Here is a 25,247-nt window from a genome sequence, read left to right as displayed (position 1 = left end):
GAGGAGTCTCGCTCTGTCCTCAGGCAATGTATAAGGTGTTACAGGGCCACCACCTCTATCAATCCTTCAAGGATTGCTTGAAGCCAAAAGCCTTGATCACAAAGCCTTCTTTAAAATAAAAACGATGGGCCTGATCGCGCTGTGTTCCTGATTCCAGTTCAAGACTCACACAACCCTCTTGTTTACCCAACTCCTTCAAATAATCCATCATTAAGTGTCCTACCCCTTTCACGGGCGCTTGAGGATCTGCCACCAAATCCTCACTGTAGATTTTTTTACCCACCATGGTGTTAGTAGTGATGCGATAGACCACCAAACCACATAAATGATCGCCTTCCATGGCCACAGACATCTGAGCGCCCGAACCAAACACTGCCTTCATGGAAGTCACGTAAGGCTCGGGAATAGCCGGACGAAGGGTTCGATGCAGCGCCTCGGCTTGATGCAACAAATCCTCTCTCAACACAGAGTGGTTGGGTCCTGTAATGGCAATCATTTCCATGGTAGCTTCTCCTCGCTGTTTTAGCGAATGTATTGTTCCATTAAACGGCTAATGGCGCCCTTCTCTGCCGCAATTTGATGGGGTTGTTCACTTTGCATAATAGCCGTATCAGGGTCTTTCAAGCCATGACCCGTGAGAGTGGCGACCACAACAGCACCTGCTTTAAATTTACCACGCTTGAGATCTTGTTTAAGCCCAGCAAGGGATGTGGCTGAGGAGGGTTCACAAAACACTCCCTCAAAACGGGCCAGCTCTTTTTGGGTAGCGAGAATGTCCGCATCGGTACACTCATCAAACCAGCCCTCCGACTCCTTCACCGCCGCCCACGCCAAGTCCCAGGACATGGGATTACCAATACGAATGGCTGTGGCAATGGTTTCAGGGTTTTTCACTGCCGCCCCGCGCATAAACGGTGCAGCGCCAGCCGCTTGGTAACCCACCATAATGGGGCGAGAAGTAGTTAAGGGTTCCAGATGATAGGGACACTGACCATGACATAAACCGCAGGCAGCAGTTTGCTGACAGGTGGCTTCACTATAGCCCATCCAGTGGGCGCTAATATTCCCTGCGTTACCTACCGGCAGTACATGGTAATCGGGAGCACGCCCTAGAGCTTCTATAATCTCAAAAGCAATGGTCTTCTGGCCCTGCAGGCGATAGGGGTTCACTGAATTCACTAAGGCCACAGGTAAGTCTTTTGCAAGCTCTTGCACGAGCTGCATGCCATCATCAAAGTTACCTTGAATTTGCAACACAGTGGAGCCATGCATCATGGCCTGGGCGAGTTTACCCAGCGCAATTTTTCCGTCTGGGATGAGGACAAAGGACTGGATCCCAGCCCGTGCTGCGTAAGCGGCAGCAGCAGCGGAGGTATTCCCTGTGCTGGCACAAATAATGGCTTTAGCTCCTCCTTCAACGGCCTTGGTTACGGCCATGGTCATGCCACGGTCTTTGAAGGATCCCGTGGGATTCAAGCCCTCAAACTTAACTAAAATACGACCATCAAACCCCCATTGCTTGGGCAGATGATGAAGCTCAATTAAGGGTGTATTCCCCTCATTCAGAGAGATAATTGGCGTACTGTCAGTGACAGGTAAACGCTGACGGTAGCGGTGAATTAAACCTTGGTAGTGACTCATATTCTCTCTCCCAATACAATTACGAAGCTAAGTTTTCAAGACGGATGCGCACCAAGGGTCCTGAAATGGTATCCAGTTGTTCTATCTCTTGGATGGCTTGATTCACATCGCGCTCAAGAGCCCTATGGGTGAGTATAATCACATCCACTCGCTCCTCTCCCACTGAGGGCTCACGCTGCAGCATGGCTTCAATTGAGATATTTAAGTTAGCTAAAATGCGTGTCACATCAGCCAGTACTCCGGGGCGATCCAGAGCACTCATTCTCAAATAGTAGGAGGTATACACCTCGGCAATCGTTAACACGGGATCATCCATTAGACAATCCGCTTGGAAGGCCAAATAAGGCACTCGCTGATGGGCGGCCGCATCGGTCATGCGGGCCACATCCACTAAATCGGCGACCACGGCTGAGCCCGTGGGCTCAGCGCCAGCGCCTGGACCATAATATAAAGTGCTCCCCACCGCATCGCCTGACACTAAAATGGCATTCATGACCCCCTCCACATTGGCAATTAAGCGCTTCTCTGGAATTAAGGTGGGGTGAACCCGCAATTCAATGCCTTGATCTGTGCGTTGCGTGATCCCTAAGAGTTTAATGCGATAACCAAATTCCTCAGCATAGCTGATATCCTTAGCCGTTAACTCACTCACCCCCTCGGTATAGGCCTTATCAAACTGAATAGGAATACCAAAGGCAATGGCTGACAACAAAGACAGTTTATGGGCTGCATCTACCCCCTCCACATCAAAGGTGGGGTCAGCCTCGGCATACCCTAAGGCTTGCGCTTCTTCCAAAGCCTCAGCAAAGCTGATACCCCGCTCACGCATACTGGACAGGATAAAATTACTGGTACCATTAATAATACCGGCAATCCACTCTATGCGGTTGGCACTCAACCCCTCACGCAAAGCCTTGATAATGGGAATCCCCCCTGCCACCGCCGCTTCAAAGCCGATCATGACACTCTTGTCATGGGCGGCCTTAAAAATCTCATTGCCATGCAAGGCTAACAACGCTTTATTGGCGGTGACCACGTGTTTACCTAAGCTGATGGCTTTGAGTACCAATTCCTTAGCGGGATGGATACCGCCCATCACTTCAATCACAATATCCACCTTCGCGGACTCCACTACCTGATGGGGATCAGTAAAGAGCTCGATGGTATTGCCCACTCGCTGACTCACCAACTCAAGATCTTTCTCTCTCACCGCAGCACAGGTGACCACAATGTCCTTACCCGCTCGTCTGGCAATCTCTTCACCGTTACGCTTTAGAATATCAAAGGTGCCGCCACCCACCACGCCCAACCCCAACAATCCTACTCTCAAAGTCTTCATAGTATTCCATCCTTCCTGAACATATCCTTTATTCCTCGTAATGCTTGTTTGGTTCGCTCTTCATTTTCAATTAGCGAAAAGCGGATATGATCATCACCTAGCTCGCCAAAACCAATGCCTGGCGAAACCGCGACTTTTGCCTCAGCCAATAACTTTTTAGAAAACTCGAGGGATCCTAGAGCTTTATATTTTTCAGGGATTTTACCCCAAACGAACATGGTAGCCTTAGGGTTTTCTACCATCCACTCTAATTGATGAAGACCTTGCACTAATACATCGCGCCGCTTTTGATAGGTCATTCTGATTTGTTCCACACACTCCTGGGGACCCTCAAGGGCCACAATGGAGGCCACTTGAATAGGCGTAAAAGTACCATAATCATGATAACTCTTCATGCGCCCTAAGGCCGCCACGAGGGTAGGGTTACCCACCATAAAACCCACTCGCCAACCGGCCATACTATAACTTTTGGAAAGCGTAAAAAACTCCACCGCCACGTCCTTGGCACCCGGCACTTGCATGATGGAGGGCGACTGATAACCATCATAGACAATGTCGGCATAGGCCAAATCATGGACTACATAGATACCATATTCCTTAGCAATATTGATGATCCGTTCAAAAAAAGCGAGGTCCACGCATTGCGTGGTAGGGTTACTCGGAAAATTCAAAATCAATAACTTGGGTCTCGGGTAGGAGCCACGCAAACCCTTTTCTAGTTCCTCAAAGAAATCCACCCCTGGAATCATACTAATGTGACGTATATCGGCACCAGCGATCACGGGGCCGTAGATATGAATGGGATAGCTGGGATTAGGGACTAACACCATATCTCCCGAATCCAGCATGGCCAACATTAAATGAGCAATACCTTCTTTTGAACCAATAGTAAAAATGGCTTCACTCTCCGGATCAAGCTCGACGTTATAGCGAGTTTTATACCAATTACAAATGGCTTTACGGACCCGAGGAATCCCCTTGGACATGGAGTAACCATGAGTATCGTTGCGTTGCGCCGCCTCCACTAATTTGTCAACAATATGCTGGGGGGTAGGCTGATCAGGGTTACCCATGCTAAAGTCAATAATATCCTCACCGCGACGACGCGCTGCTGACTTTAATTCACCGGTGATGTTAAAAACGTAGGGAGGTAAGCGCTTTATCCTTGAAAACTCTGACATGATATATGGTCTATTATGGCTACAAAAGGAATAATTTTACCTTAATTGGTGGGTCCTATGAAACTAATCAATCATTTACCGCAAGCTAACTTTAACATCACAGGTCATGGCAGGGGCTTTGTTACGGTCAACAATGAACGCCATGAAAAGAGTCTGGTTATCAGTCCCACCCGTCTGGAGACAAGTTGGCTCACGACACTTGATGAACTCAATGAGGAGCATTGCCGAGCACTCCTTCTTTGGCAGCCCTCTATTTTATTAATTGGTACGGGAGCCAAGCTCCTCTTTCCGCGCGCCGAGCAGCTCAAGGTTGTCATTGAGGCGCAAATTGGCTATGAAATTATGGATACCCAAGCGGCCTGTCGAACCTATAATATTCTAGTGAGTGAAGATCGCGCAGTGGTGGCCGCTTTAATCGTCTAAATTCTCATAACAGCCTAGCCTTCCAAGAGGACGCGAATATGGCCCGTTGCACTGCGTCCCAAGGCTTCAAGGTCATAGCCCCCCTCAAGCATGGACACAATTCTGCCCTCACTGTGCTTTACCGCCACTTCTTGCAAGCGTTGCGTGAGCCATATAAAGTCAGACTCCGTCCAGCGCAAATGGGCGAGTGGATCCAATTTATGAGCATCGAAGCCTGCAGAAATGAGCACCAATTGTGGCGCAAATTCGTCGATCGTCGGCAATGCCCTCTGCGTCATGATCTCTCGCATCAGCGTCCCATCGCTGCCCGCTGGTAAAGGGAAATGGAGCAGGCGTTCGCTCTGGCTGACCGTGCCACTATAGGGAAAGAAGGGATGCTGAAAGGTGGAACAATAAAGTACCCGCGGATCATCCATGAAAATGTCTTCAGTACCGTTGCCATGATGCACATCAAAATCCACAATTGCAACGCGCTCTAGTTTATACTCTTCCAATGCGTGGGCTGTGGCCACAGCAATATTATTAAAAAAACAAAAACCCATGGCCCGGTTGTGTTCGGCATGATGGCCTGGTGGTCGAATTGCACAAAAAGCGTTGTGAACCTTTTTTTTCATCACGAGGTCCACCGCCATTACTCCAGCGCCAGCACCACACAAAGCCGCCTCCAAAGAATGAACATTCATTACCGTGTCGTCATCTATGTGGTGAAATCCTATGGAGGGTGAAGCATTAAAAATATGGTTGATATAGTCTTGACTGTGAACTTGTTGCAAATGAATCAGTTGGGCCCTAGGGGCTTCATAGGGAATCAAGAAATTCATTAAGCCTGAGGCGATCAATCGATCATTAATGGCAGCCAAGCGGTGAGGGCTTTCAGGATGATGCTCACCCATATTGTGTAAACCGCACAAGGAATGAGTAATGTAAGCTGTGTTGATCATTATAATTATTCTCTAACTAATTGTGAGACCCGTGATGAGACCTCATTATCTAACCCCGTTTTTTATGCCCCGATCTGTCGCCATTGTGGGGCCTCTCTCACGCTCTGATTCACTGCCAAGATTAGTATACGACAATCTGAGTTTAAACCACTACCAGGGTAAACTCTTAGCGGTGGATACCCTCACCCCCGCCAGAGTGAATGCTACCTTTTATCCAGATTTAACAGATTTTCCTCTTACCCCCGATTTACTCATACTGGATGTACCTGCTGCAGACATTGAGCATTATTTAAAAAAGTGTGGTGAGCTGTCGATTAAACACATCGTCTTGTTAACTAACGTCACTGAGCTCGATAAGCGTCTTCTAGAAGAATATAAAATTGCTTGGCGCGCTGTATTAAAGCTCTATAAATTGCGAGTCATGGGGCCCAATTGCTCTGGCGTGATGCGACCGCAAATAGGGATGAGCTCAAGCCTCATCCGGTCAGGAACTCTGGGCATGCTCTCGCAGTCCACCGCTTTAACTAGCGGTGTACTAGATTGGGCGAGCGGCAACGCCTTAGGCTTCTCTGCCGTGGTATCCCTTACCGGCTCCATTGATATTGATTTTGCTGATATCGTTGACTTTCTGGTGTCCGATCATCAAACCCAGAGTATTTTAATTTTCGTGGAAGAAGTGATGCAACCTCGTCAACTGATGAGTGCGCTAAGGGAAGCGGCGCGCGTCAAGCCCACAATAGTATTAAAAGCTGATAAGCATGCACTCCTTAAAACAGGCAATATCCTCTCTGATGTGGCTTACCAGCAAAGTGATGGTATTTTTAATGCCGCCCTGCGACGGGTGGGGGTAGTGAGAGTGCGTACCATGACGCAACTGTTTGCCGCCGCCAGAGCCTGCTCACTGCGCTATCGCAAAAGCGGTCCTAATTTAGCCATCATCTCAAACGGTGAGGGACCCGCGGCCCTGGCGACGGATCGCGCCTTAGATAATTTTATTCCGATGGCACCCCTGTCCACAGCAACTCAAGAAGCACTCGCCGCTATCATCAAACTGCCCGCTGGCAATCCCTTGGATCTTGGCGCCGCAGCCAAAGCACAGGACTATCGCCGTGTCACCACTATTTTATTAGAAGCGCCAGAGGTGGATAGTCTTCTGGTCATTTTATGCCCACAGCATGGAGCAGAAATTGACCTCACGGCCTATGAGATGGCCGAGCTCGCTAAAAAAACCAATAAACCCATCATGGCCTGCTGGATGGGAGATCAAAGTGTGGTGCCGGCCAGACGCTTATTTAGTGCTCACAATGTGCCTAACTTCAGAACGCCAGAGTCTGCCGTGGATGCTATTCGCTATATCAATCAATATTTGCATAATCAGCAAATGTTATTTCAAACGCCAAGCTCCAGTATGATTGAAACAGCACCAAACTTAGAGCGTGCCCGTCAGCTCATTACTGAACAGGTGACACTTAATCATCTCAGCTTAAGTCCCCTTGAAACTGAAAAACTCTTAGCCACCTTTGGCATGAGTTATCGCGCTAATATGCCCATGCCGCCTAATACCTCCAAGAGCGCACGGTTAATGATAGATCTTGGGGTAGTGAGGGACAGCACCTTGGGACCCAGTCTATATATTAGTCCGGGGGGCCTCGCTGCCCATCTGCCACAGGCCAGAACCTATGCTCTGCCCCCCTTAAATCAGTTTTTAGCTGAGGAATTTATTGGTCGCAGTCAATTAGCACACTTAACGCACCATGACTCGCAGCGGCCCATTAGTCAGCACCCAGCCTTACAAAATCTTATATTACGCCTCTCGGACATGTGTTGCGAGTTAGCTGCCATTGAGTGCATAGAATTAAATCTCTGGCAACAAGATGATGACTACATAGAAATTTTACATGCTCACATTACGCTCAACACGGCACCACTCATCCCCTTTGACTATAAGCATTTAGCCATTCATCCCTACCCCTCTGATTTAGTTAAAACAATAACGCTCAAGAATCACCAAGTGGTTCAAATCCGACCCATTCGTCCAGAGGACGCTGAAATGGAACAGGAATTTGTCAGACATCTCTCAGAGGATAGTCGCTATTTTCGCTTTCTTGATGCCCTGAAAGAGTTACCCAGCCAATTACTGGTACGTTTCACTCAATTGGATTACGCCACTGAAATGGCTTTTATTGCCACGACACTTATTGAGGACAAAGCCATTCAACTGGGCGTGGCGAGATATACCACTAATCCTGACGGCACGTCCTGTGAGTTTGCTTTGGTGGTCTCAGATCAATGGCAGAAAGAGGGCTTGGGGACTGTGTTAATGAACGAACTTATTTTATGTGCTAAGAAGAGACATTTGGCCGTCATGAGTGGTGAGGTGTTAGGTAATAACTCTATCATGCTGCACCTATTGCAAAAGCTAGGCTTCACCACTCGGGTGGCGGAGGAGGAACCAAGCTTAAGATGGGTATCTCTTGACTTGCCTAATTATCGTTCTCAAGACTCTGATTAATATTACCCCCCTTTTTCCTGAAGGGGGCAGGCCCCCTAGAGCATCTCAATGGCTTGTTATTTTTTTAACACTAGCTTGGGGTTAAGGGGTTTTCCACGATAACGGATTTCAAAATGTAGGGTGGCTGTGTGCTCAGCATCCTTTGGGATCAGCTCAGCTACCACTTGCCCCGCCTTAACCAACTCTCCCTCTTTGACAACAATTTTTTGATTGTCCGCGTAAACACTTAATATATTAGCGTTATGTTTGATGACTACCATTTGTCCATAACCTTTGAGCGAGTCTCCCACATAACTCACTGTCCCAGAGGCAGCTGCCGTCACTTCCTGCTTATCTGTCACTTGAATATCAAGCCCCTTGCGTTCATGATGATAACGGGCACTTTTGTATTGCTTCACGGGCCATAACCAATGAACTGACAACACCTCCGCTGGAATAGTACTGTTATCATCTTGAGTGATTGATGATCTGTGTTTTTTCTTAATGGAGCTAGCTTGTGCTGTGCTATGCGATGGGCTAGCGCGCTCATTTTGTGACTTGCCTGAAATACTTTGATCTGATACTGGGGCTGGATTAAGGGTTGAGGAACAACCACTCAGACACAGTACACACACTAAAAAAAGAATATTGAGTCGTGTCATCAAATGCTACCTTCTCTTAATGGGACAAACTTAACTGCCTCAATGATCTGTTGGCTATAACCCCCTTCATGGCGGTCAACAACGGTGAGTTGTTGTTTATTCCCACCCACAGGGATCACCAAGCGCCCTCCTACTGCCAACTGATCCAGCAGTGACTGGGGGATGGTTTGCGGTGCCGCTGCCACAATAATACCATCAAAAGGTGCGGCCTCGGTTAGGCCTAAGCTGCCATCGGTATGCATTAAACGCAAATTATGAATACGCATAGACCATATCCGGGAGCGAGTTTTCTCCAGCAACTGACCGATCCGTTCCACCGAGTACACTTCTTTAAATAACTTAGAGAGTATCGCTGCCTGATAACCACAACCTGTTCCCACCTCAAGTACTTTCGTGAGTGGGCTGTTGGCCTGGCGCAGTAACTCAATCATACGAGCCACGATATAGGGAGCTGAAATGGTCTGTCCATGGCCAATGGGTAGTGCTGTATCCTCATAGGCCCGTGAAGCAATGGCTTCATCCACAAAACCATGACGCGGCACCGCCAAAATAGCATTAAGTACTGCTTCATCTAAGATGCCCGCCTGCCGCAAACGCTCCACCATTCTCTGACGGGTACGCTCAGAGGTCATCCCATTACCTTTACCAAGAGAGCCAATCATGAGTTTAACCAATCTCTCACTCTATCTAACTGTTGGTAATGGGTGAGGTCTGTTTGTAGTGGGGTAATGGATACAAAACCTTGGTTGATGGCATCAAAATCCGTGCCCTCCCCCGCATCGGCGGCAGGTCCTGCTGCCCCCACCCAATAGACAGTTTGTCCGCGAGGATTCATGGCTTTAATAACGGGTTCCGCCTTATGGCGCTTACCTAAACGGGTGACTGTCATGCCCCGAAGCTCTGCCATCGGGCAATCGGGCACATTCACGTTGAGAAGCATCGGTTCACTGAGTTTCTTGTCATGAATGTGTTGAATTAACTTAGCTACCACCTCTGCCGCAGTGTGATAGTAACCCTTTCCCGATTCATTCACTAAAGAGACGGCAATGGAAGGGATGCCCAATAAAAATCCCTCTGTGGCCGCGGCAACGGTTCCTGAGTAAACCGTATCATCGCCCATATTCGCCCCATGATTAATGCCTGAAACAATCATATCGGGCGTCTCATCTAATAATCCTGTGACTGCCATATGCACGCAGTCGGTGGGGGTTCCATTCACATGATAAAAACCGTTGGGAGCCTGTTTCACTATCAAAGGACGGTCAAGGGTTAATGAGTTACTTGAACCACTTCTCTCGGCATCGGGAGCGACTACAGTTACCTCAGCCATACTCTTAAGATGATCATACAACACATTGATTCCTTTAGAGAAGTAGCCATCGTCATTACTAATTAAAATACGCATCATACAAACTTTATAGCCTTTTACTTTTTAGGGGGTAAATCGGTGCATACCCCTTCTAACCACTCTGCCGCCATACCAATGGACTCACCTAAGGTGGGATGAGGATGAATGGTTTTACCTATATCAGTGGGATCACAACCCATTTCAATAGCAAGACAAATCTCACCTATCATATCGCCTGCCTGAGTCCCCACAATAGCGCCCCCTATTAGCTGATGCGTCTTGGCATCAAAGAGTAACTTGGTAAAGCCCTCATCACGGCCATTGGCAATGGCGCGACCAGAGGCCGCCCAAGGAAAGAGAGCTTTTTCAACGGCAATACCTTGTTCTTTGGCTTGCTCTTCAGTGATCCCCGCCCAGGCTACCTCAGGGTCCGTGTAGGCCACGGAAGGGATTTGTTTGGCATCAAAATAACTGCGTCGCCCCTCGGCAGCTTCCGCTGCCACATGCCCCTCATGTACCGCCTTATGAGCTAACATGGGTTGCCCCACAATATCGCCAATGGCAAATATATGTGGCACATTGGTTCTATTTTGACGGTCTACAGGAATAAAGCCTCGTTCATCCACATTAACACCCGCCAACTCCGCACCAATGAGTTTGCCGTTAGGACGTCTGCCCACTGCCACCAGCACCACATCATAGGTTTCTTGGGAAGTAGTCCCTTCTGGCCCCTCAAAAGACACCACAATCCCCTTTTCTGTGGCCTCCATGTGGGTGGTTTTGGTGTTCATCATCACACGGTCAAAGCGTTTTAAATTCCTCTTCTCCCACACCTTTACCAAATCACGGTCCGCACCCATCATCAGACCCGATTGCATTTCTACCACATCAAGACGAGTCCCCAAGACTGAATACACCGTAGCCATTTCAAGGCCTATGATCCCGCCACCTACCACCAGCATTTTAGCTGGGATGTGACTTAACTCAAGAGCTCCAGTAGAATCAATAATCCGTGGATCCTGTGGAGCGAAGGGTAATTTAATGGCTTGGGAGCCCGCTGCAATGATGGCTTTATTAAAGCGAATGACTTGCTTCGCTCCATCCTTAAGAGTCACGGACAAGTGCTGACTATCAAGAAACTGTCCAACTCCTTCTACCACCTGAACTTTACGAGCCTTAGCCATCATAGCAAGGCCACCAGTGAGTTTACTCACCACCGCTGACTTCCATTGACGCAAAGCAGCCAAATCAATTTGTGGTGGACCAAATTTGACCCCATGTTTTTCTAAAGCCACCGCCTCTTCCGTGACTGAGGCCACATGGAGCAGTGCCTTAGAAGGAATACACCCCACATTAAGACAAACTCCTCCCAAAGTATTGTAGCGTTCCACCAATACTGTCTTTTGTCCTAAATCAGCACTTCTAAAGGCTGCAGAATATCCCCCAGGGCCGGCACCTAACACCACCACTTCACATTCTAATATTGCTGTTTCTGCCATATGTTAAGTCTCCTAGAGCGTGGCTCGTCTTAAATCGGCGAGCAACTCCACTAAATAAGTGTTAAAACGAGCTGCTAAGGCTCCATCAATCACGCGGTGATCATAGGATAGAGATAAGGGTAGAATTAAACGTGGCTGAAACTGATTCTCTCGCCAAACCGGTTTAATACTAGACCGGCATACCCCAAGAATAGCTACCTCTGGGGCATTAATAATGGGTGTGAAGTACGTGCCACCAATCCCCCCTAAACTGGATATGGAAAAAGTACCGCCTTGCATGTCAGCAGGAGACAGTTTGCCATCGCGAGCTTTTTTGGCGAGTTGAGAGGCTTCCTGAGCGATCTGCAACACTCCCTTTTTATCTGCATCCTTAATAACTGGCACCATTAAACCATTTGGCGTATCCGCGGCAAACCCAATATGGTAATAGTGTTTCACCACGAGATTATCACCATCTAATGACGCATTAAATTGTGGAAACTTACGCAGAGCGTTACAGACAGCTTTAATTAAAAACGCCAACATAGTGACCTTGATGTCTGCTTGCTTGTTCTCTGAGTTAAGCTGCACACGAAAGGCCTCAAGTTCAGTGATATCAGCATCGTCATTATTGGTCACATGGGGGATCATGACCCAATTGCGGTGCAAGTTTGCGCCAGAGATTTTTTTAATTCGGCTAAGGGGTTGCACCTCAATAGCACCAAACTTTGCAAAATCCACTTGCGGCCAGGGTAACAAACCCAGTCCTAAACCTGCTGACACCCCAGGGGTTGCACCCTGCACCCCTTGCGCTAAGGCACTTTTAACAAAACTTTGTATATCCTCTTTAACAATTCTCCCCTTCGGAGCACTGCCTTTCACTTTACTCAAGTCTACTCCAAGCTCTCTAGCAAAATGTCTGACGCTGGGGCTAGCATGGGCTTTTGTAAAAGCCACTTGATCTATCACAGATTGAGCCTCTGGAGCAAGGGGTTTTTGTGGACTTGGCACCGTGACAGGGGGAGTTTGCGTTACCTCCTTCGTTAACCGGGGCTCTCCTGTGCTTTGTGCTGTAAGCTCTTCTTGCACAGTATCCCTCACGGCGAGAGAGGCGGTGGTCATCTTGGCAATCGCCACACCTTGAGATACCTTATCTCCAAGCTTAACGAGAAACGCCGTAATCACCCCCCCTTGAGGGGCCGGCACTTCCATGGTGGCCTTATCCGATTCCAAAGTAATCAAGGGCGCATTGGCTTCAACCTTATCTCCCACCTTGGCCATGATTTCAATGATTGGAATATTCTCAAAATTACCAATATCAGGAACTGTAATCGTAATTTCTTCAGCACTACTCGCCTGTGACGACGTGGTGCCAGTTTGCTTTGTTGGAGCCGCACTTTGAGCAGAGGAAACAGGTTCGTTCCGGGTATCTTGGGGGGACTGGGGAATTGGCGTCAAAGCCTCAGTGTGAGTACTCGATACGTTAGCCTCCTCCAGAGTTAAAATTAAACTCCCCTCGGAGACACGATCACCTAATTGAACATGTAAAGCCGTCACCGTACCGCTACGACTGGCGGGCACTTCCATGGTAGCTTTATCAGATTCCAAGGTGACTAAGGGGTCATCTTTTTTAACAAGATCACCGACTTTAACCATTAATTCGATGACAGGGATGTTCTTAAAATCTCCAATATCTGGAACTTTAACCTCGACAGGCATAGATAGTTTCCTCCTCAAGAGCTAGTGGCTCAGATTATTTATATGAACTAATATGTGTCAATTGGGATCTATCCAAAAACACAATTAAACAAAGTTAGTTTAACATGTTAGTGTTGTCTGGGCTGTTAATTGAGGAATTTCCATGAAAATATCTGTACTTAAAATTATTGTTATTGCTGTGATTGTAGGGGTAATTATTGAAGGTGTTTCTATCTATCGTAGCCTCAATTATTGGGGGCCACACCAACACAGCCAAAATGAGGTCTCCCCAAGCGCCATCCCTTTTTTACAACTGAACCTAAAGGACCTTAAGGAGCATTCCCAAGCACTTAACCAATGGCCTGGTAAAACACTAGTGATTAATTTTTGGGCAACCTGGTGCGAGCCCTGTAAGGAAGAAATGCCCATGTTAAGCCAACTACAAAATGATTTAAGAGATAAACAAGTTCAATTTGTTGGTATTGGGGTGGATGAGGAGAAAGATCTTAAGGCATGGTTACAAACGCGATCTATTAGTTATCCTATACTGGTGGGTAATGATAGTACCCTTGAGATGACAAGAACTTTGGGCAATGAACAGCAAGGTATTCCCTTTACGCTAGTAATCTCACCCTCTGGCATAGTTATTTATAAAAAACTGGGAAAAGTGAAAGAAGAGGACATTAAGAATATTTTACAAAAGTACGTGGCCTCTTAACTCCTACATCAAGGCTATACTTTTATCAACTTTATTCACACCGTTTATTTGGATCCCCCATGGTTTTATCATCTTCTATCCTTATTTGCCCCAGACCTGTTCAAATACAAAAGGCAACATCCCAAAAAAATCTCAGTACTAGCTAAACTAAATCAATCGCTAAACCCTAAATTCAAGCAATACTGCGCCAGTGCTCCGAAGACGTAGAGGATGAGTCGTCCGCTCGGCATGTTAATGTCGATGGCTTTAGTCAGCGATTTTAAGCTGAGGCCCGCGCTTTCAGCGCGCTTAGGGTCTCCATGAGGTGTGACATCGAGCATCCCCGAGTCAATCCAGCCGCCAGACGGTCAGCACGTCACCATCGCGCAGGTAGGTCAGCGCATCAGTGAGGCCTGTTGGCCTTGGCCCCGGAAGCCGTGTCCTCAAAAATCCGCTCGCAGCCTGCCTTATGCAACGCATCCGTCTGCAAAGCGGTGTCCTGTTCCGCTGTCGATATCCGCGCATCACCAAACTGTGCCATTTGCCTCCGCTTTTATCCGATATCCGCGCATCACCAAACTGTGCCATTTGCCTCCGCTTTTATCCGATATCCTGTCCTTCTATAACAATGTCCGATAACTCCTAAATTAAGCACGTTTCTAGACAATATCCGGCATGACCAACTAACGATCGTTTGACGGACAGAGTAGAGGGCGGGTCAAGGGCGTATGGGTGGCTTGGCGCGGCCCGCAGCCGAAGGCGAGAACACGGGCCACCCAGAAGAGCGTAGCGTCCCTTTACGCGCCTGGAACGACCCACCTTCAGGCTAAGGGGGTGGGGGTTTGGGTTACATCGAAACAACCACCCAAAAATGCCGTTAATAAAAAACAACGAACCAGGGGGTTTTCGATTGTGCTAGTTACCAAAGGTTATGCTTGCACAACCGGAACCAGCGTCAATTTCTTCTCATCACGCTGCAGTCGTGCTGACCAGTAGCCCAAACGGCCAAACCCCACCCTTTTCTGTGAGCAGTATTCCTTTTGCGTCAGACCGCTGGCTTTCCAATCCACCACCCGCTATTGCCATTCGCCCCTTATCGATTCCCGCTGCATTTCCAGTTCCCCTGTGCAAAACCACAGAGTGCCTTCATCAAGCGACAAATAATAGGTGCCTTTACCGAACCCTTACTTAGTCACTACCCCCAGCGCACCGCCGTTCGGGATTTTCTAAGCTGCCTGTGCGGCAGTGAACGCAACGCGGCAAGTTGGCTGTTGACCACAATATAGGGCTTGACGATGTCGTTGGCAAAGGAGCACGCGGTACGGATGACACGGAGTCTGCTCATAGTCATTTCTCAGACCTGCCCGCCCACGCCTTTGAACTTTTCAACAAAAGCCGCGATCTTCTGGAACACGCTTTGCTTTTTGGCCAGGTACTGCGGGTTTAACGGGCTCATCTTGGGCAGCACAGCATTGAGCTCTGTGCCGCTGTCACTGGCAAATTCCCGCTTGAGCGAGGTGGTGATATAGCGTCTGGCCGCTTCGGCATTCAGATTTTCGGCGCTGATCAGCTCTTGCGCTTCACGCTGCTGCTCCGCTTGGGCAAAAGTGAAGAAAGCGTCGATTACGCTGGCCTTGTCACCAATCTGGTCTAGATCGGTCTGGTTGATGAAGTCAACCAGCAGGCTTTCTTTGGCGCGGTTGCCCAAGCTGGCGCGAATAACCCGGCGCACTTCATCCACCAGCTCCGATTTGCTCTTGCTCTTCTTGTTGTGCTCGAAGATCAATTCCAAGATGTAATCCAGATTGATTTCCTGCGACTTGAGCAAGTCCACCTCGAAGACCACGTCATCCCAATCGATGGTTGACTTGTCCTTCTGATCCGAAGATTTTTCTCGACGCTGCCAGTCGCGAACATCGTTGTAAGTGGATCGGTAATCCTGGATTTTTCGCTCAGCAGGTAGCGTGATGGATTGCAGTGCGATTAGATCGTCATCGCTCAAATAGTGCTTGGCCTTGTACGCCTCCACTGCCGCTGGGTCGGTCATGTCGACATTTTGCATATCCTTCAAGCTGGCGAACTCGTCATAGTTCTGCAGCACGTTCTCAACGCGCAAATATTCGCCAAACAGTTTCGCAAAGGCTTTTTTATCCGCCTCTTTTTCAATGGCAGCGGGATCAGGAAAACGCTGCTCCAGCTCCTTCACCACTTCTACAAAGCCACGCCGCGCCTCGCCGGTGGTCGCATCGGTGAAGCCTTCCATGTATTCTTTGTAGCTCTTCTCCAACACCACGTTCTTGGTGTTCTTGTCGCCAAACAGGGTGATAGCGTCGATGGTCGCCTGCTCGAGGTCACGGAAGGTGACAATATTGCCGAAGGTTTTGGTGGCGCCAAAAATGCGGTTGGTGCGAGAGTAAGCCTGCATCAACCCATGAAAGCGCAGATTTTTATCGACAAACAAGGTGTTCAGCGTGGGGGCATCAAAGCCGGTCAGGAACATGCCCACCACGATGAGCAGATCGATTTCCTTGGCCTTCACCTGCTTGGCCAGGTCCCGGTAGTAGTTCTGAAACCCGTTGCTGTCTACACTGAAGTTGGTCTTGAACAGCGCGTTGTAGTCGGCGATGGCTGCGCTCAAAAACTCCTTAGCGCTGCTGTTCATGGCGGACACATCAAAACTTTCGTCCTGAATGTCACCTACAGCATCCTGCTCTTCGTTGGCCGCAAACGAGAAGATGGTGGCCACCCTCAGCGACTTGTCACTGCCCTTCTGTAGCTCACGGAACGATTCGTAGTACAGCTTCGCAGCATCTACGCTACTGACCGCAAACATGGCGTTGAAGCCCTTATTGCCCGGTTGTAGGCGATGGGTCTTTTGTCTGAAGTTATTCAGGATGTACTGCGTGATCTCACGAATGCGGTCGGGGTGAAGCAAGGCCTGCTTGTTTTCTGCGGCACTGAGCTTTTTCTCGTCCTGCTCAGTTTCAACGGCTTTGAAATGCGGGCGCACATCGTTGTAGTCCACCTTGAACTTGAGCACCTTCTCATCTCGTATCGCATCGGTGATGACGTAAGAATGCAGCTCACGGCCAAACACGCTGGCGGTGGTTTCCGCGCCCAGCGCGTTCTCGGGGAAGATCGGCGTGCCGGTAAAGCCAAACTGATAGAACTTCTTAAACTTCTTCTTCAGGTTCTTCTGTGCTTCACCGAAATGGCTGCGGTGGCATTCATCAAAAATGAACACGACCTGCTTGCCGTAGATGGGCAAGTCAGCTTCGCTTTTCATCAGGTTGTTGAGCTTCTGGATGGTGGTGACGACGATCTTGTTATCGTCCTTGTCCAGGTTACGCTTCAGGCCAGCGGTGCTGTCAGAGCCATTCACGCTGTCTGGCGAAAAGCGCTGGTACTCCTTCATGGTCTGGTAGTCCAGATCCTTGCGGTCCACCACGAAGAACACCTTGTCGATGAAATCCAGCTCGGTGGCGAGACGCGCCGCCTTGAAACTGGTGAGGGTCTTTCCCGAGCCGGTGGTGTGCCAGATGAAACCGCCACCTTCAAGATTGCTCCAGTTTTTTGCCTGATACGCGCTGTTAACCTTCCACAGAATGCGTTCCGTGGCGGCAATCTGGTAGGGGCGCATCACCAGCAAAGTATCGCTGACATCAAACACCGAATAATGCATCAGCACATTGAGCAGGGTATTCTTCTGGAAGAAGGTGGCGGTAAAGTCCTTCAGGTCCTTGATCAGGCTATTATCCGCCTTCGCCCAGTTCATGGTGAAGTCAAAGCTATTTTTGTCACGCCTAGTGGTGTTGGCAAAGTAACGGCTATCGGTGCCGTTGGAGATCACGAACAGCTGCAAATACTTGAACAAGGAATGCTCGCTGTTGAAGCTTTCCTTGCTGTAACGGTGCACCTGATTGAAGGCCTCCCGAATAGCGACGCCACGCTTTTTTAGCTCCACTTGAACCAGCGGCAGGCCGTTGACCAGAATCGTCACGTCATAACGGTTGGCATGGCTGCCGGTCTGCTCAAACTGCTTGATCACCTGCACCTTGTTGCGGGCGATGTTTTTCTTCTCCAGCAGGTAGATGTTCTGGATGCGCCCGTCGTCGAACACAAAGTCATGAATGTAATCGTCGTGAATCTTGCGGGTTTTCTCGACGATGCCATCACTGGGTTTGTCCAGCCAGGTCTCGACAAAGCGCAGCCATTCGCCATGCGCAAACTGCACGTTATTGAGTGTTTGCAGCTGCACGCGCACATTGGCCAGCAAGGCCTCTGGCGCATTCAGGTCGGGTAGGTATTCATAACCCTGATTGACCAGATCTTGGATGAACTCACGCTCCAGCTTGCTCTCGCTCTGGTAGCCTTCCGCGACCTTCCATTCCGGGGCATATTTGTCCAGAACGATGAAGTTTTTCGATTCAGCAATGGTTTTGTAGTCCGTCATGGTTGAACCATCCAATGGCCGGTTTTATCAGAACCGATGCGTTTGATTTTTCCCGCTTGTTGCAGCTTGGCCAGTGCTCGGCCAATCGTGCGTATGTCTTTACCGATGGCGTTAGCCAGTTGCTTGCGGGTCAGCAAAGGATTCGCCGCGAGCAATGCCAAAATAGCCTCAGGTGTTTTAAGCCCTGCCACTGAAACTAAGGCATTTGCCGGAACATTTACAGAGGCGTTTACAGAGGCGTTTACAGAGGCGTTTACAAAGGCGTTTACGGGGGCGTTTTGTGCCAGGGTTTCGGCAATGACCGACAACATAAAGTGAATAAAAGGCGTGCTATCGGCTTTTTCGTCAGCCTCTTCCAGTGCCTGATAGTAGAGTGGTTGGTGGTCTTTAATCACACTTTCCAGCGGCAAGGACAAAAACAAGGGATGCCATTGCGACAAAATCAGAGTTTGCCACAAGCGCCCCATACGGCCATTGCCATCACTGAAGGGGTGGATAAACTCAAACTCGTAATGAAACACGCTGCTGGTGATCAATGGGTGATCTTTTGTCTGTTTTAACCAGTGGGTTAAATCGGCCATCAATCCTGAGACCTGATGCGCGGGCGGGGCAACATGATGCACCACCTTGCCTTTCTGGATGCCCACCGCCTTGTCACGAAATCGTCCTGCATTGACCAGAATATCCGACATCATCAAGCCGTGCGCGGTGAGCAAATCCTCGATACTGTCCGGCTTCCAGGTGGGCAGGGCATCATAGGACGCAATCGCGCCTTTCACTTCCGCCAGTTCACGCACACTGCCCATCACGGACTTACCGTCAAGGATCGCCGTGATCTGTTCTTCGGTGAGCGTATTGCCTTCAATCGCCAGAGTGCCAACCAGGGTTTTGATGCGGTTTTGCTTGCGTAATTGAGGTGAAGCATTCAGCGCACTGGCATCCAGCCGACCGACTTGCTGGCTGATGTCCGCTACCAGATTCAGGATATCGCGGGTAATGGTAAAAGGCGGTTGATAACTCATATCAGGCGGCTACTTCTTCCGGCTTGGGGAAGCTCAGTAGCAAGTCGCGGTAATACTCGTATTGCTTCTGGCGCAGAGCAATTTCGCGCGGCAAGCCTTCCGTAATGGAGTTGGTCAGGGCGTCGAATTTGTCGAGGATTCGGACGATTTCGGCTTGGATTTCGAGCGATTTTTGTGGGTTTTCTGGGCAGGGGATGGGAATTAATGTCTGTTGCGCAGTTGACCAATGCCTTTTGTAGCTCAATTTCTTCGTATAAAAGTTCAGGAAGGTATGGTAGATGTACTTGGCATTAGCCGAGATAGGGCTAAGAATTTTTAGTCCATCAGCGCCTTGAACAAAAGGAAAGTCTACATACTTTATGTGTTCAGAATGATCGCCAAAAATTACGTATTCTCCAGCTTCAACGGGAGTTATATTCTCGTCAGTATAGCCGGCGATGAATTCGACACCCTGATCAACAATTGGAAGTCTTCCTGTTGCGCGATAGGCTTGGCTTTTGAGCTTTGAGGGTGCCGTTACAGTTTTTATCACTTTACCGAGCGCCTTCCACTCCACTTCGCCTTCTTCAAAACTCAACAACTGGTCGCGGTAGTAGTTGTATTGTTTTTTGCGGGCGGTCAGTTCGGCGGTCAGTTCGGCGGTCAGTTCGGCGGTCAGTTCGGTGAAAGTGTCCAGAATGCGGACGATTTCGGCTTGGATTTCGAGCGATTTTTTTGAGTTTTCTGGGCAGGGAACGGGGACCATGAACTTGTCAGTGTCAGGTGTAGCAATTTGCGGCATTTGCATTTTGCTTCCCAGTTGCTGAAAGTGAGGTTCATTCAACTTCAAAAAATGGTAGAAAAACTTAATGTGGAAGTGATCAGTATTGGAGTGATACGACCACATTTCATTTTTGTGAGAAAACGGCTTGTCGTAATACTCAAACTCAATCACGCCACGAGATTTGACGATGATTGAAGGCTTGCGATTGATATCTTTTGCCGGGATATCTTCAAGGTTGACAAACGCTACAGTTTTTCCCCCTGCAAATATTTTTACGACCCCGTCATCTTTATGCAGCCCCTTCATTTGGCCTGCAGTGATCTTTGTACCTTTGGTACGAACAAGCACTTCGCCTAGCGGTTTCCACTCAACCTCAACGCCATCCAGCAGCTTTTCCATAAAGCTAATATTACTCGTGCTCACAGCTCCTCCGTCTTGAATTCGCTATAGCCTTCGTAGTAATAGCTGACATCAATACCCTTCATGAACAAGGTGCGGTCGTTAATTTTACTGGTAAGCGCCTGCTTAATTAGTGCTTTGATTTCAAGGTCTTTTACCACGCTGCGCTGCATGGCCGAGAGGTATTCTTCTTTATCGACCCTGTTCCAATCCACCACCTGTTGAATTTCTTTTTTAAGCATCAAATCCAGCCAGATGCGGGTGGCGCGACCATTGCCTTCACGGAAAGGGTGGGCGACATTCATCTCGACATATTTTTCAACGATCTCATCAAACATGCTTTGCGGCATGGTGTCGATATGTTTTAACGATGCTTCCAGGTACATCAGGGGAGCAAAACGGAAGTTGCCTTTGGCGATATTGACGTCGCGTATTTTTCCGGCGAAGGCGTAAATATCTTCAAACAAGTAAGTATGAATAAAGCTCAGCCCAGCAAAGGTGCCGACTTCCACTTTTGTTATATCGCCAGAGTCGAAAAGCTGCTTGGCTTTTTGCTTGCTGATTCTTTCTTCGGCTTTGGCCAGTTCAATTTGGTCGGTGATGATGAGTTTGTTTTCCAGAATCATGGGCTCGCTCCCTCTGAATCTACGCCATCAATCTCGGCGACGATGGCATCAATGTCTTTGCGCAATTTGTCGATTCGGGCTACGGTGGTTTTCAGCTCGGCATTGAGCTTTGCAATATCCACCACCTCGTGGCTGTCCTTCGCTTCGACATAGCTGCTCACCGACAGGTTGTAGTCGTTGGCGGCCACCTTCTCAAATGGCACCGATTGGGCGAAATGATCCACATTGTCCTTGCTGTCGAACACCGCCATGATCTGGTCGATATGCGCGTCCAGCAGCACGTTGTTATTGGTCTCTTTCTTGAACAGGCCGCTGGCGTCGATGAACTGGGTGGTGGTGTCTGTTTTGTGTTTGGAGAGCACCAGAATATTGACCGCAATCGTGGTGCCATAAAACAGGTTGGGCGCGAGCGAAATCACCGTTTCCACATAGTTGTTATCTACCAGATATTGGCGAATCTTCTGCTCGGCTCCACCGCGGTAGAAAATACCGGGGAAGCAGACGATGGCGGCGCGGCCCTTGCTTGAGAGGTAGCTGAGTGCGTGCAGCACGAAGGCAAAGTCGGCTTTGGACTTGGGCGCAAGTACACCCGCTGGGGCAAAGCGTTCGTCGTTGATCAGTGTGGGATCGTCGCTGCCTATCCACTTCACCGAGTATGGGGGGTTGGAGACGATGGCATCGAAGGGTTTGTGGTCGCCGAAATACGGGTCAATGAGGGTGTTGCCGAGCTGGACGTTGAACTTGTCGTAATTGATGTTGTGCAAGAACATGTTCATCCGCGCCAGGTTGTAAGTGGTGTGGTTGATTTCTTGCCCGAAAAAACCATCTTCGATGATGTGCGCGTCAAAGTGCTTTTTGGCTTGCAGCAGCAGCGAACCTGACCCACAGGCCGGGTCAAAGATCTTGTTGACGGTGGTTTGCTTGTGTATGGCGAGCTGGGCAATCAGCTTCGAAACATGCTGCGGGGTGAAAAACTCACCGCCGGATTTACCGGCATTGGCGGCGTAGTTGGAGATGAGAAATTCGTAGGCATCCCCGAAGAGGTCGATGTTGCTACCTTCGAAATCGGCAAAGTTCAGCTCAGCCACGCCTTTGAGAACAGCGGCCAGACGGGCATTCTTGTCTTTAACGGTATTACCGAGGCGATTGCTGGTGGTGTCGAAGTCGGCAAACAGGCCTTTGATGTCGTGTTCAGAGGGGTAGCCGTTGGCAGAGGACTCGATGGCGGCAAAGATGGCGGCGAGATCGGTATTCAGGCTTTCATTGGTATTGGCGCTGGCAGCCATCTTGGCAAACAGCTGACTGGGGTAGATGAAATAGCCCTTGGTCTTGATGGCGTCATCTTTGATGTCCGGAGTGATGAGGCTATCGGCCAACTCGGCGTAGTGGATGCTGTCATCACCACCTTCGATGTAACTGGCGAAGTTTTCACTGATAAAGCGGTAGAACAGCGTGCCGAGCACGTATTGCTTGAAATCCCAGCCGTCGACTGCGCCACGGACATCATTGGCGATTTGCCAAATGCGGCGCTGCAGTTCGGCGCGTTGTTGGGAGCTGGTCATGGTTAGCTTCCTATTGAGTTATTCATATTTTTCTTCATCCACGATACCCAATTAAAGGCACAATTCTACACTAATGTGGTGCGATCTCAAGACCGGGCACCCGTGTTGGCACCAAAACCACCTATTTATGGCCGTGCTCGTTGAGGGTGCCTAGCTCAAGTCAACATTCCATGCCATTGCTTTCAACCATGGGCTTGGACTGCTAAACCTCCAAATTACCCCTTAGTTTAGAGCGTCGACAATCGCTTTTTCTGCCTTGTCCTCGGCATCCTTTGTCGCCACACGTTCCTGTACCAGCAATGCGGCCAGACCACCTGCCCACTTCGCGCTTTTATTATAAGCTGATCAGCTTGTATCCCGGTATGCTTGCGCGCTTCGATCTGCTTCTCGATCTGAGACCGCGCTGCATCGAGCTCAGTGGCTACTTGGTCTGCTTATTCAATGGCTTCTCGCGTGCCTATTCCATTTCCTTTCGCGCAACCACCACGGCTTCGCGTTTGCTGGCTAAACAGTTGTTTGCTATGCCCATAGCAACGTCCTAAATTCCGACAGAAAGCCCGCTGGCTTTGTCGACAACTGCTGCGAGTACTGCCTTGCGCATCGGCTGCGCGACTGATATTTTTTGCGGTCTCCATGACTTCATAGCCTCGGAAATCGTCGTAAAACTGCTCTCACCGATGGTTCTACATACTGCTGCAAACGTGGGTGACTGTCCTTCGGCGGCAGCGTGTCTGTCTGCGTTTGTGATGGCTACTTATGAGACTCTTGTGGTTTGCCCTAAGTAGTATAGGATTAAACATATAACAAACTACAAGCGTTTTTTTGTTATCGATTTACCCTCATGACGACTCTACGATAGTCCTTCAATTTATCTCATAACTCATCGTTCCAATCCTTCCCAATGCTCGGTCTCGGTCTTTCGCGTACCGAGTCAGGACGCCATTGTCGTACCAAGTCTGCGTATATATAGCCCTGCTTGTCGTCATTGGGGCGATGACCAAGGCGGGGGCACTCATTACCATAACGATACGCCAACATTGCCGCCCTCACACTCGTTATTTGCGTTGCTATACACATCATGACCGTCCACCTTCCCGGTGAATTCGGATCTTCTTAGAACCGCTGCGCATAACATGGCAGTCCTTGAACGACACGCGGCGGTCTAGCTTGAAACCCTTAGTCACTGCATATTCTGTCAAACTCATTCGTCTCTTGAAGACTTTTGGCTCGTGTGAATTATTTTGTATCATTTTGATATACCCTTGCTCAAGATCTTTACTTGCCGCGCCTTGCTCTGCACTTGATTCGATAGGTCGTTCAATTATTTCAAGACAACAGTTGATTGATCGGTTAAGCGATTCCGATCTCGGCATTGGCGATTATTCTCGGCATCATCAATAAGGCTAACTGTTGGTCGAACGGCGAGATAAGAAAAATGTTCTTCAGCATTGGCGTTCATGTTGGCGATGGCGGTTGTGAATCCTGGGATAGTACGCGGGATTACACCCTGGGACGTTCCAAAAAGCCCCAAGAGGCTATATATTCAGGTCTAGTGGTGGGATATTGGCGAAAACGCCCTGGTGGGCTTTTGCTCTGCCCAGCTCTCCACCAAACAAGGGGTGCTCTTTAATTGTGTTTATCTTAACTAACCTCATGATTTTGCCATGAAAAATGAGATTAAAGTGCTCAAGAATTATCTTATCCTAAATTGACCAGGTTTTCTACAGTAAAAGTCAGGGGTTATCAACCTCTATGGAAGTGAAGTGCAATCGCTTGGCCCGTTGTAGCCATAGCCACAGTAAACAGGTACGTCCAACAGATTCCTATTCCTATACACGAAACAGTTCATCATGAACTATTGGGCCTCAGGCGCACTGTGTTAAGGTTACTCGCCCATAAGTTGTACCGCCCAATAAAAAGGCTAAAAGAGATCTGTTCTTAGACAGGTATCCAGCTATTGCAGCCATTTATCCATTCCAACAACCACTTCATACGCTATTGATGAAAAGAGCTTTAACGCAACGGGCATGTGGTGAAGTGATTCCTGTATTCCTAACGATGTTAACTGAGTTAAAACAAGTGCCTTTAAACCAGTGGCTGCTTTAGGTAAAACACTCAGCTCATGAAAAGAAGAGAGTGCCAGAATGTGGCGGTTAAGTAAATCTAATGGCATTACAGAAGGATGCCACCGTAAGATGAAACTGATTCAGAGAAGAGCTGATGGGTATAGAAACTTTGAGAATGCCAGAGTGCGTGTTAAGGGGCTCTGTGGATGATTAAAACTGCCCTCTTAAATGGGAAAGAGCCTGAAGAGCCCGTTATTTCTATAACCATTAGTTATTAATGGTCGGGGCGAGAGGATTCGAACCTCCGACCACTTGCACCCCATGCAAGTACGCTACCAGGCTGCGCTACGCCCCGAACTTGTAATTATAACAATATTCCAGCACCACGTTAAGAACATTGGTCACAAATTTGAAAAATAAGTTTTAACCCACTTTACTACTTTCCTATTTTCTTTAG

At 48.8% G+C, this 25,247-nt stretch carries 21 protein-coding genes, 1 tRNA gene and 2 pseudogenes; 4 read left to right on the top strand and 20 right to left on the bottom strand.

The window, feature by feature from the left end; translation table 11 throughout:
* Window positions 1-58: 58 nt before the first annotated feature.
* The 4 genes from FERRO_RS07530 to alaC are packed head-to-tail and all read right to left on the bottom strand — an operon-like array spanning window position 59 to window position 4,161.
* The gene (locus FERRO_RS07530) at window positions 59-502 is read right to left on the bottom strand and encodes a GNAT family N-acetyltransferase (protein ID WP_056930255.1); all 444 of its coding nucleotides are present in this window, start codon (window positions 500-502) and stop codon (window positions 59-61) included.
* 20 nt (window positions 503-522) lie between these two features.
* Window positions 523-1,641, bottom strand: coding sequence for a threonine synthase (gene thrC / locus FERRO_RS07525; RefSeq protein ID WP_056930254.1), 1,119 nt, complete (start codon window positions 1,639-1,641; stop codon window positions 523-525).
* A gap of 19 nt (window positions 1,642-1,660) precedes the next feature.
* Window positions 1,661-2,980, bottom strand: coding sequence for a homoserine dehydrogenase (locus tag FERRO_RS07520; protein WP_056930253.1), 1,320 nt, complete (start codon window positions 2,978-2,980; stop codon window positions 1,661-1,663).
* Window positions 2,977-4,161, bottom strand: a complete 1,185-nt coding sequence (gene alaC / locus FERRO_RS07515) for an alanine transaminase (RefSeq protein WP_056930252.1) — start codon at window positions 4,159-4,161, stop codon at window positions 2,977-2,979. Before alaC ends, FERRO_RS07520 begins: the two co-directional genes overlap by 4 nt.
* Before the next feature lie 57 nt (window positions 4,162-4,218).
* Here alaC and FERRO_RS07510 point away from each other — a divergent pair, with 57 nt between their 5' ends.
* Complete coding sequence (locus tag FERRO_RS07510) at window positions 4,219-4,584, top strand: Mth938-like domain-containing protein (RefSeq protein WP_056930251.1); 366 nt, start codon at window positions 4,219-4,221, stop codon at window positions 4,582-4,584.
* A gap of 14 nt (window positions 4,585-4,598) precedes the next feature.
* Here FERRO_RS07510 and FERRO_RS07505 read toward each other — a convergent pair whose 3' ends face one another.
* Window positions 4,599-5,525 (bottom strand): histone deacetylase family protein, encoded by a 927-nt coding sequence (locus tag FERRO_RS07505; protein ID WP_204374798.1) that lies wholly within the window; start codon window positions 5,523-5,525, stop codon window positions 4,599-4,601.
* Window positions 5,526-5,559: 34 nt separating this feature from the next.
* On the opposite strand from FERRO_RS07505, the gene FERRO_RS07500 reads away from it, so the two are divergent.
* Entirely contained in the window at window positions 5,560-8,037 is a 2,478-nt protein-coding gene (locus FERRO_RS07500) for a bifunctional acetate--CoA ligase family protein/GNAT family N-acetyltransferase (protein ID WP_082601243.1), read from the top strand.
* Between the two features lie 56 nt (window positions 8,038-8,093).
* Here FERRO_RS07500 and FERRO_RS07495 read toward each other — a convergent pair whose 3' ends face one another.
* Genes FERRO_RS07495 through aceF form a run of 5 tightly spaced genes read right to left on the bottom strand, consistent with a single transcriptional unit; the run spans window position 8,094 to window position 13,223 of the window.
* Complete coding sequence (locus FERRO_RS07495; protein ID WP_056930249.1) at window positions 8,094-8,678, bottom strand: murein hydrolase activator EnvC family protein; 585 nt, start codon at window positions 8,676-8,678, stop codon at window positions 8,094-8,096.
* On the bottom strand, window positions 8,678-9,340 hold the full coding sequence (locus tag FERRO_RS07490; RefSeq protein ID WP_239683497.1) for a protein-L-isoaspartate(D-aspartate) O-methyltransferase: 663 nt from the start codon (window positions 9,338-9,340) through the stop codon (window positions 8,678-8,680). The genes FERRO_RS07495 and FERRO_RS07490 overlap by 1 nt, the downstream gene beginning before the upstream one ends.
* A complete protein-coding gene (surE, locus tag FERRO_RS07485) occupies window positions 9,337-10,083 on the bottom strand; it encodes a 5'/3'-nucleotidase SurE (protein ID WP_056930638.1) in 747 nt (248 codons plus the stop codon). Before surE ends, FERRO_RS07490 begins: the two co-directional genes overlap by 4 nt.
* 20 nt (window positions 10,084-10,103) lie before the next feature.
* Complete coding sequence (lpdA, locus tag FERRO_RS07480; protein ID WP_082601242.1) at window positions 10,104-11,525, bottom strand: dihydrolipoyl dehydrogenase; 1,422 nt, start codon at window positions 11,523-11,525, stop codon at window positions 10,104-10,106.
* 12 nt (window positions 11,526-11,537) lie between these two features.
* On the bottom strand, window positions 11,538-13,223 hold the full coding sequence (aceF, locus tag FERRO_RS07475; RefSeq protein ID WP_056930248.1) for a dihydrolipoyllysine-residue acetyltransferase: 1,686 nt from the start codon (window positions 13,221-13,223) through the stop codon (window positions 11,538-11,540).
* A gap of 142 nt (window positions 13,224-13,365) precedes the next feature.
* On the opposite strand from aceF, the gene FERRO_RS07470 reads away from it, so the two are divergent.
* Window positions 13,366-13,920 carry a TlpA family protein disulfide reductase gene (locus FERRO_RS07470; RefSeq protein WP_056930247.1) on the top strand — a complete coding sequence of 185 codons (555 nt, stop codon included), beginning with the start codon at window positions 13,366-13,368 and terminating at the stop codon, window positions 13,918-13,920.
* Window positions 13,921-14,099: 179 nt separating this feature from the next.
* Here the strand turns inward: FERRO_RS07470 and FERRO_RS10700 are convergent.
* The 9 genes and pseudogenes from FERRO_RS10700 to FERRO_RS10690 form a co-directional block, all read right to left on the bottom strand.
* Window positions 14,100-14,440, bottom strand: a pseudogene (locus FERRO_RS10700) (recombinase family protein); the annotation flags it as partial.
* A gap of 388 nt (window positions 14,441-14,828) precedes the next feature.
* Window positions 14,829-14,969 (bottom strand): IS66 family insertion sequence element accessory protein TnpA, encoded by a 141-nt coding sequence (gene tnpA / locus FERRO_RS10695; protein WP_446718618.1) that lies wholly within the window; start codon window positions 14,967-14,969, stop codon window positions 14,829-14,831.
* 284 nt (window positions 14,970-15,253) lie between these two features.
* The gene (locus FERRO_RS07465) at window positions 15,254-18,352 is read right to left on the bottom strand and encodes an HsdR family type I site-specific deoxyribonuclease (RefSeq protein ID WP_056930246.1); all 3,099 of its coding nucleotides are present in this window, start codon (window positions 18,350-18,352) and stop codon (window positions 15,254-15,256) included.
* Window positions 18,349-19,374 (bottom strand): Fic family protein, encoded by a 1,026-nt coding sequence (locus tag FERRO_RS07460; protein WP_056930245.1) that lies wholly within the window; start codon window positions 19,372-19,374, stop codon window positions 18,349-18,351. Before FERRO_RS07460 ends, FERRO_RS07465 begins: the two co-directional genes overlap by 4 nt.
* A 1-nt stretch (window position 19,375) precedes the next feature.
* Window positions 19,376-20,536, bottom strand: coding sequence for a restriction endonuclease subunit S (locus tag FERRO_RS07455; RefSeq protein ID WP_056930244.1), 1,161 nt, complete (start codon window positions 20,534-20,536; stop codon window positions 19,376-19,378).
* 20 nt (window positions 20,537-20,556) lie between these two features.
* Window positions 20,557-21,162 (bottom strand): protein adenylyltransferase Fic, encoded by a 606-nt coding sequence (fic, locus tag FERRO_RS07450; RefSeq protein WP_056930243.1) that lies wholly within the window; start codon window positions 21,160-21,162, stop codon window positions 20,557-20,559.
* Window positions 21,159-22,724 (bottom strand): type I restriction-modification system subunit M, encoded by a 1,566-nt coding sequence (locus tag FERRO_RS07445; RefSeq protein ID WP_056930242.1) that lies wholly within the window; start codon window positions 22,722-22,724, stop codon window positions 21,159-21,161. The genes fic and FERRO_RS07445 overlap by 4 nt, the downstream gene beginning before the upstream one ends.
* Window positions 22,725-23,158: 434 nt before the next feature.
* Window positions 23,159-23,359, bottom strand: coding sequence for a hypothetical protein (locus tag FERRO_RS10135; protein WP_152975730.1), 201 nt, complete (start codon window positions 23,357-23,359; stop codon window positions 23,159-23,161).
* Entirely contained in the window at window positions 23,263-23,472 is a 210-nt protein-coding gene (locus tag FERRO_RS10690; RefSeq protein WP_082601241.1) for a DNA-binding protein, read from the bottom strand. Before FERRO_RS10690 ends, FERRO_RS10135 begins: the two co-directional genes overlap by 97 nt.
* 1,166 nt (window positions 23,473-24,638) lie before the next feature.
* On the opposite strand from FERRO_RS10690, the pseudogene FERRO_RS10685 reads away from it, so the two are divergent.
* Window positions 24,639-25,000, top strand: a pseudogene (locus FERRO_RS10685) (transposase); the annotation flags it as partial.
* Window positions 25,001-25,068: 68 nt separating this feature from the next.
* On the opposite strand, the gene FERRO_RS07425 reads toward FERRO_RS10685, so the two are convergent.
* Window positions 25,069-25,145: transfer RNA gene (locus tag FERRO_RS07425), tRNA-Pro, on the bottom strand.
* Window positions 25,146-25,247: the final 102 nt, after the last annotated feature.

This window comes from Ferrovum sp. JA12 (genome assembly GCF_001431705.1).
Lineage (GTDB): Bacteria > Pseudomonadota > Gammaproteobacteria > Burkholderiales > Ferrovaceae > PN-J185.
The sequence above is the reverse complement of the archived record's forward strand: the minus strand, read 5'-3'. Positions and strand labels throughout refer to the sequence as shown.

Excerpts from the sequence above, each read along its gene's own strand:
- FERRO_RS07530 (WP_056930255.1), bottom strand. The coding sequence starts at position 502 with ATGGAAATGATTGCCATTACAGGACCCAACCACTCTGTGTTGAGAGAG.
- thrC (WP_056930254.1), bottom strand. The coding sequence starts at position 1,641 with ATGAGTCACTACCAAGGTTTAATTCACCGCTACCGTCAGCGTTTACCT.
- FERRO_RS07520 (WP_056930253.1), bottom strand. The coding sequence starts at position 2,980 with ATGAAGACTTTGAGAGTAGGATTGTTGGGGTTGGGCGTGGTGGGTGGC.
- alaC (WP_056930252.1), bottom strand. The coding sequence starts at position 4,161 with ATGTCAGAGTTTTCAAGGATAAAGCGCTTACCTCCCTACGTTTTTAAC.
- FERRO_RS07510 (WP_056930251.1), top strand. The coding sequence starts at position 4,219 with ATGAAACTAATCAATCATTTACCGCAAGCTAACTTTAACATCACAGGT.
- FERRO_RS07505 (WP_204374798.1), bottom strand. The coding sequence starts at position 5,525 with ATGATCAACACAGCTTACATTACTCATTCCTTGTGCGGTTTACACAAT.
- FERRO_RS07500 (WP_082601243.1), top strand. The coding sequence starts at position 5,560 with ATGAGACCTCATTATCTAACCCCGTTTTTTATGCCCCGATCTGTCGCC.
- FERRO_RS07495 (WP_056930249.1), bottom strand. The coding sequence starts at position 8,678 with ATGACACGACTCAATATTCTTTTTTTAGTGTGTGTACTGTGTCTGAGT.
- FERRO_RS07490 (WP_239683497.1), bottom strand. The coding sequence starts at position 9,340 with ATGATTGGCTCTCTTGGTAAAGGTAATGGGATGACCTCTGAGCGTACC.
- surE (WP_056930638.1), bottom strand. The coding sequence starts at position 10,083 with ATGCGTATTTTAATTAGTAATGACGATGGCTACTTCTCTAAAGGAATC.
- lpdA (WP_082601242.1), bottom strand. The coding sequence starts at position 11,525 with ATGGCAGAAACAGCAATATTAGAATGTGAAGTGGTGGTGTTAGGTGCC.
- aceF (WP_056930248.1), bottom strand. The coding sequence starts at position 13,223 with ATGCCTGTCGAGGTTAAAGTTCCAGATATTGGAGATTTTAAGAACATC.
- FERRO_RS07470 (WP_056930247.1), top strand. The coding sequence starts at position 13,366 with ATGAAAATATCTGTACTTAAAATTATTGTTATTGCTGTGATTGTAGGG.
- FERRO_RS07465 (WP_056930246.1), bottom strand. The coding sequence starts at position 18,352 with ATGACGGACTACAAAACCATTGCTGAATCGAAAAACTTCATCGTTCTG.
- FERRO_RS07460 (WP_056930245.1), bottom strand. The coding sequence starts at position 19,374 with ATGAGTTATCAACCGCCTTTTACCATTACCCGCGATATCCTGAATCTG.
- FERRO_RS07455 (WP_056930244.1), bottom strand. The coding sequence starts at position 20,536 with ATGGAAAAGCTGCTGGATGGCGTTGAGGTTGAGTGGAAACCGCTAGGC.
- fic (WP_056930243.1), bottom strand. The coding sequence starts at position 21,162 with ATGATTCTGGAAAACAAACTCATCATCACCGACCAAATTGAACTGGCC.
- FERRO_RS07445 (WP_056930242.1), bottom strand. The coding sequence starts at position 22,724 with ATGACCAGCTCCCAACAACGCGCCGAACTGCAGCGCCGCATTTGGCAA.
- FERRO_RS10135 (WP_152975730.1), bottom strand. The coding sequence starts at position 23,359 with ATGGAGACCGCAAAAAATATCAGTCGCGCAGCCGATGCGCAAGGCAGT.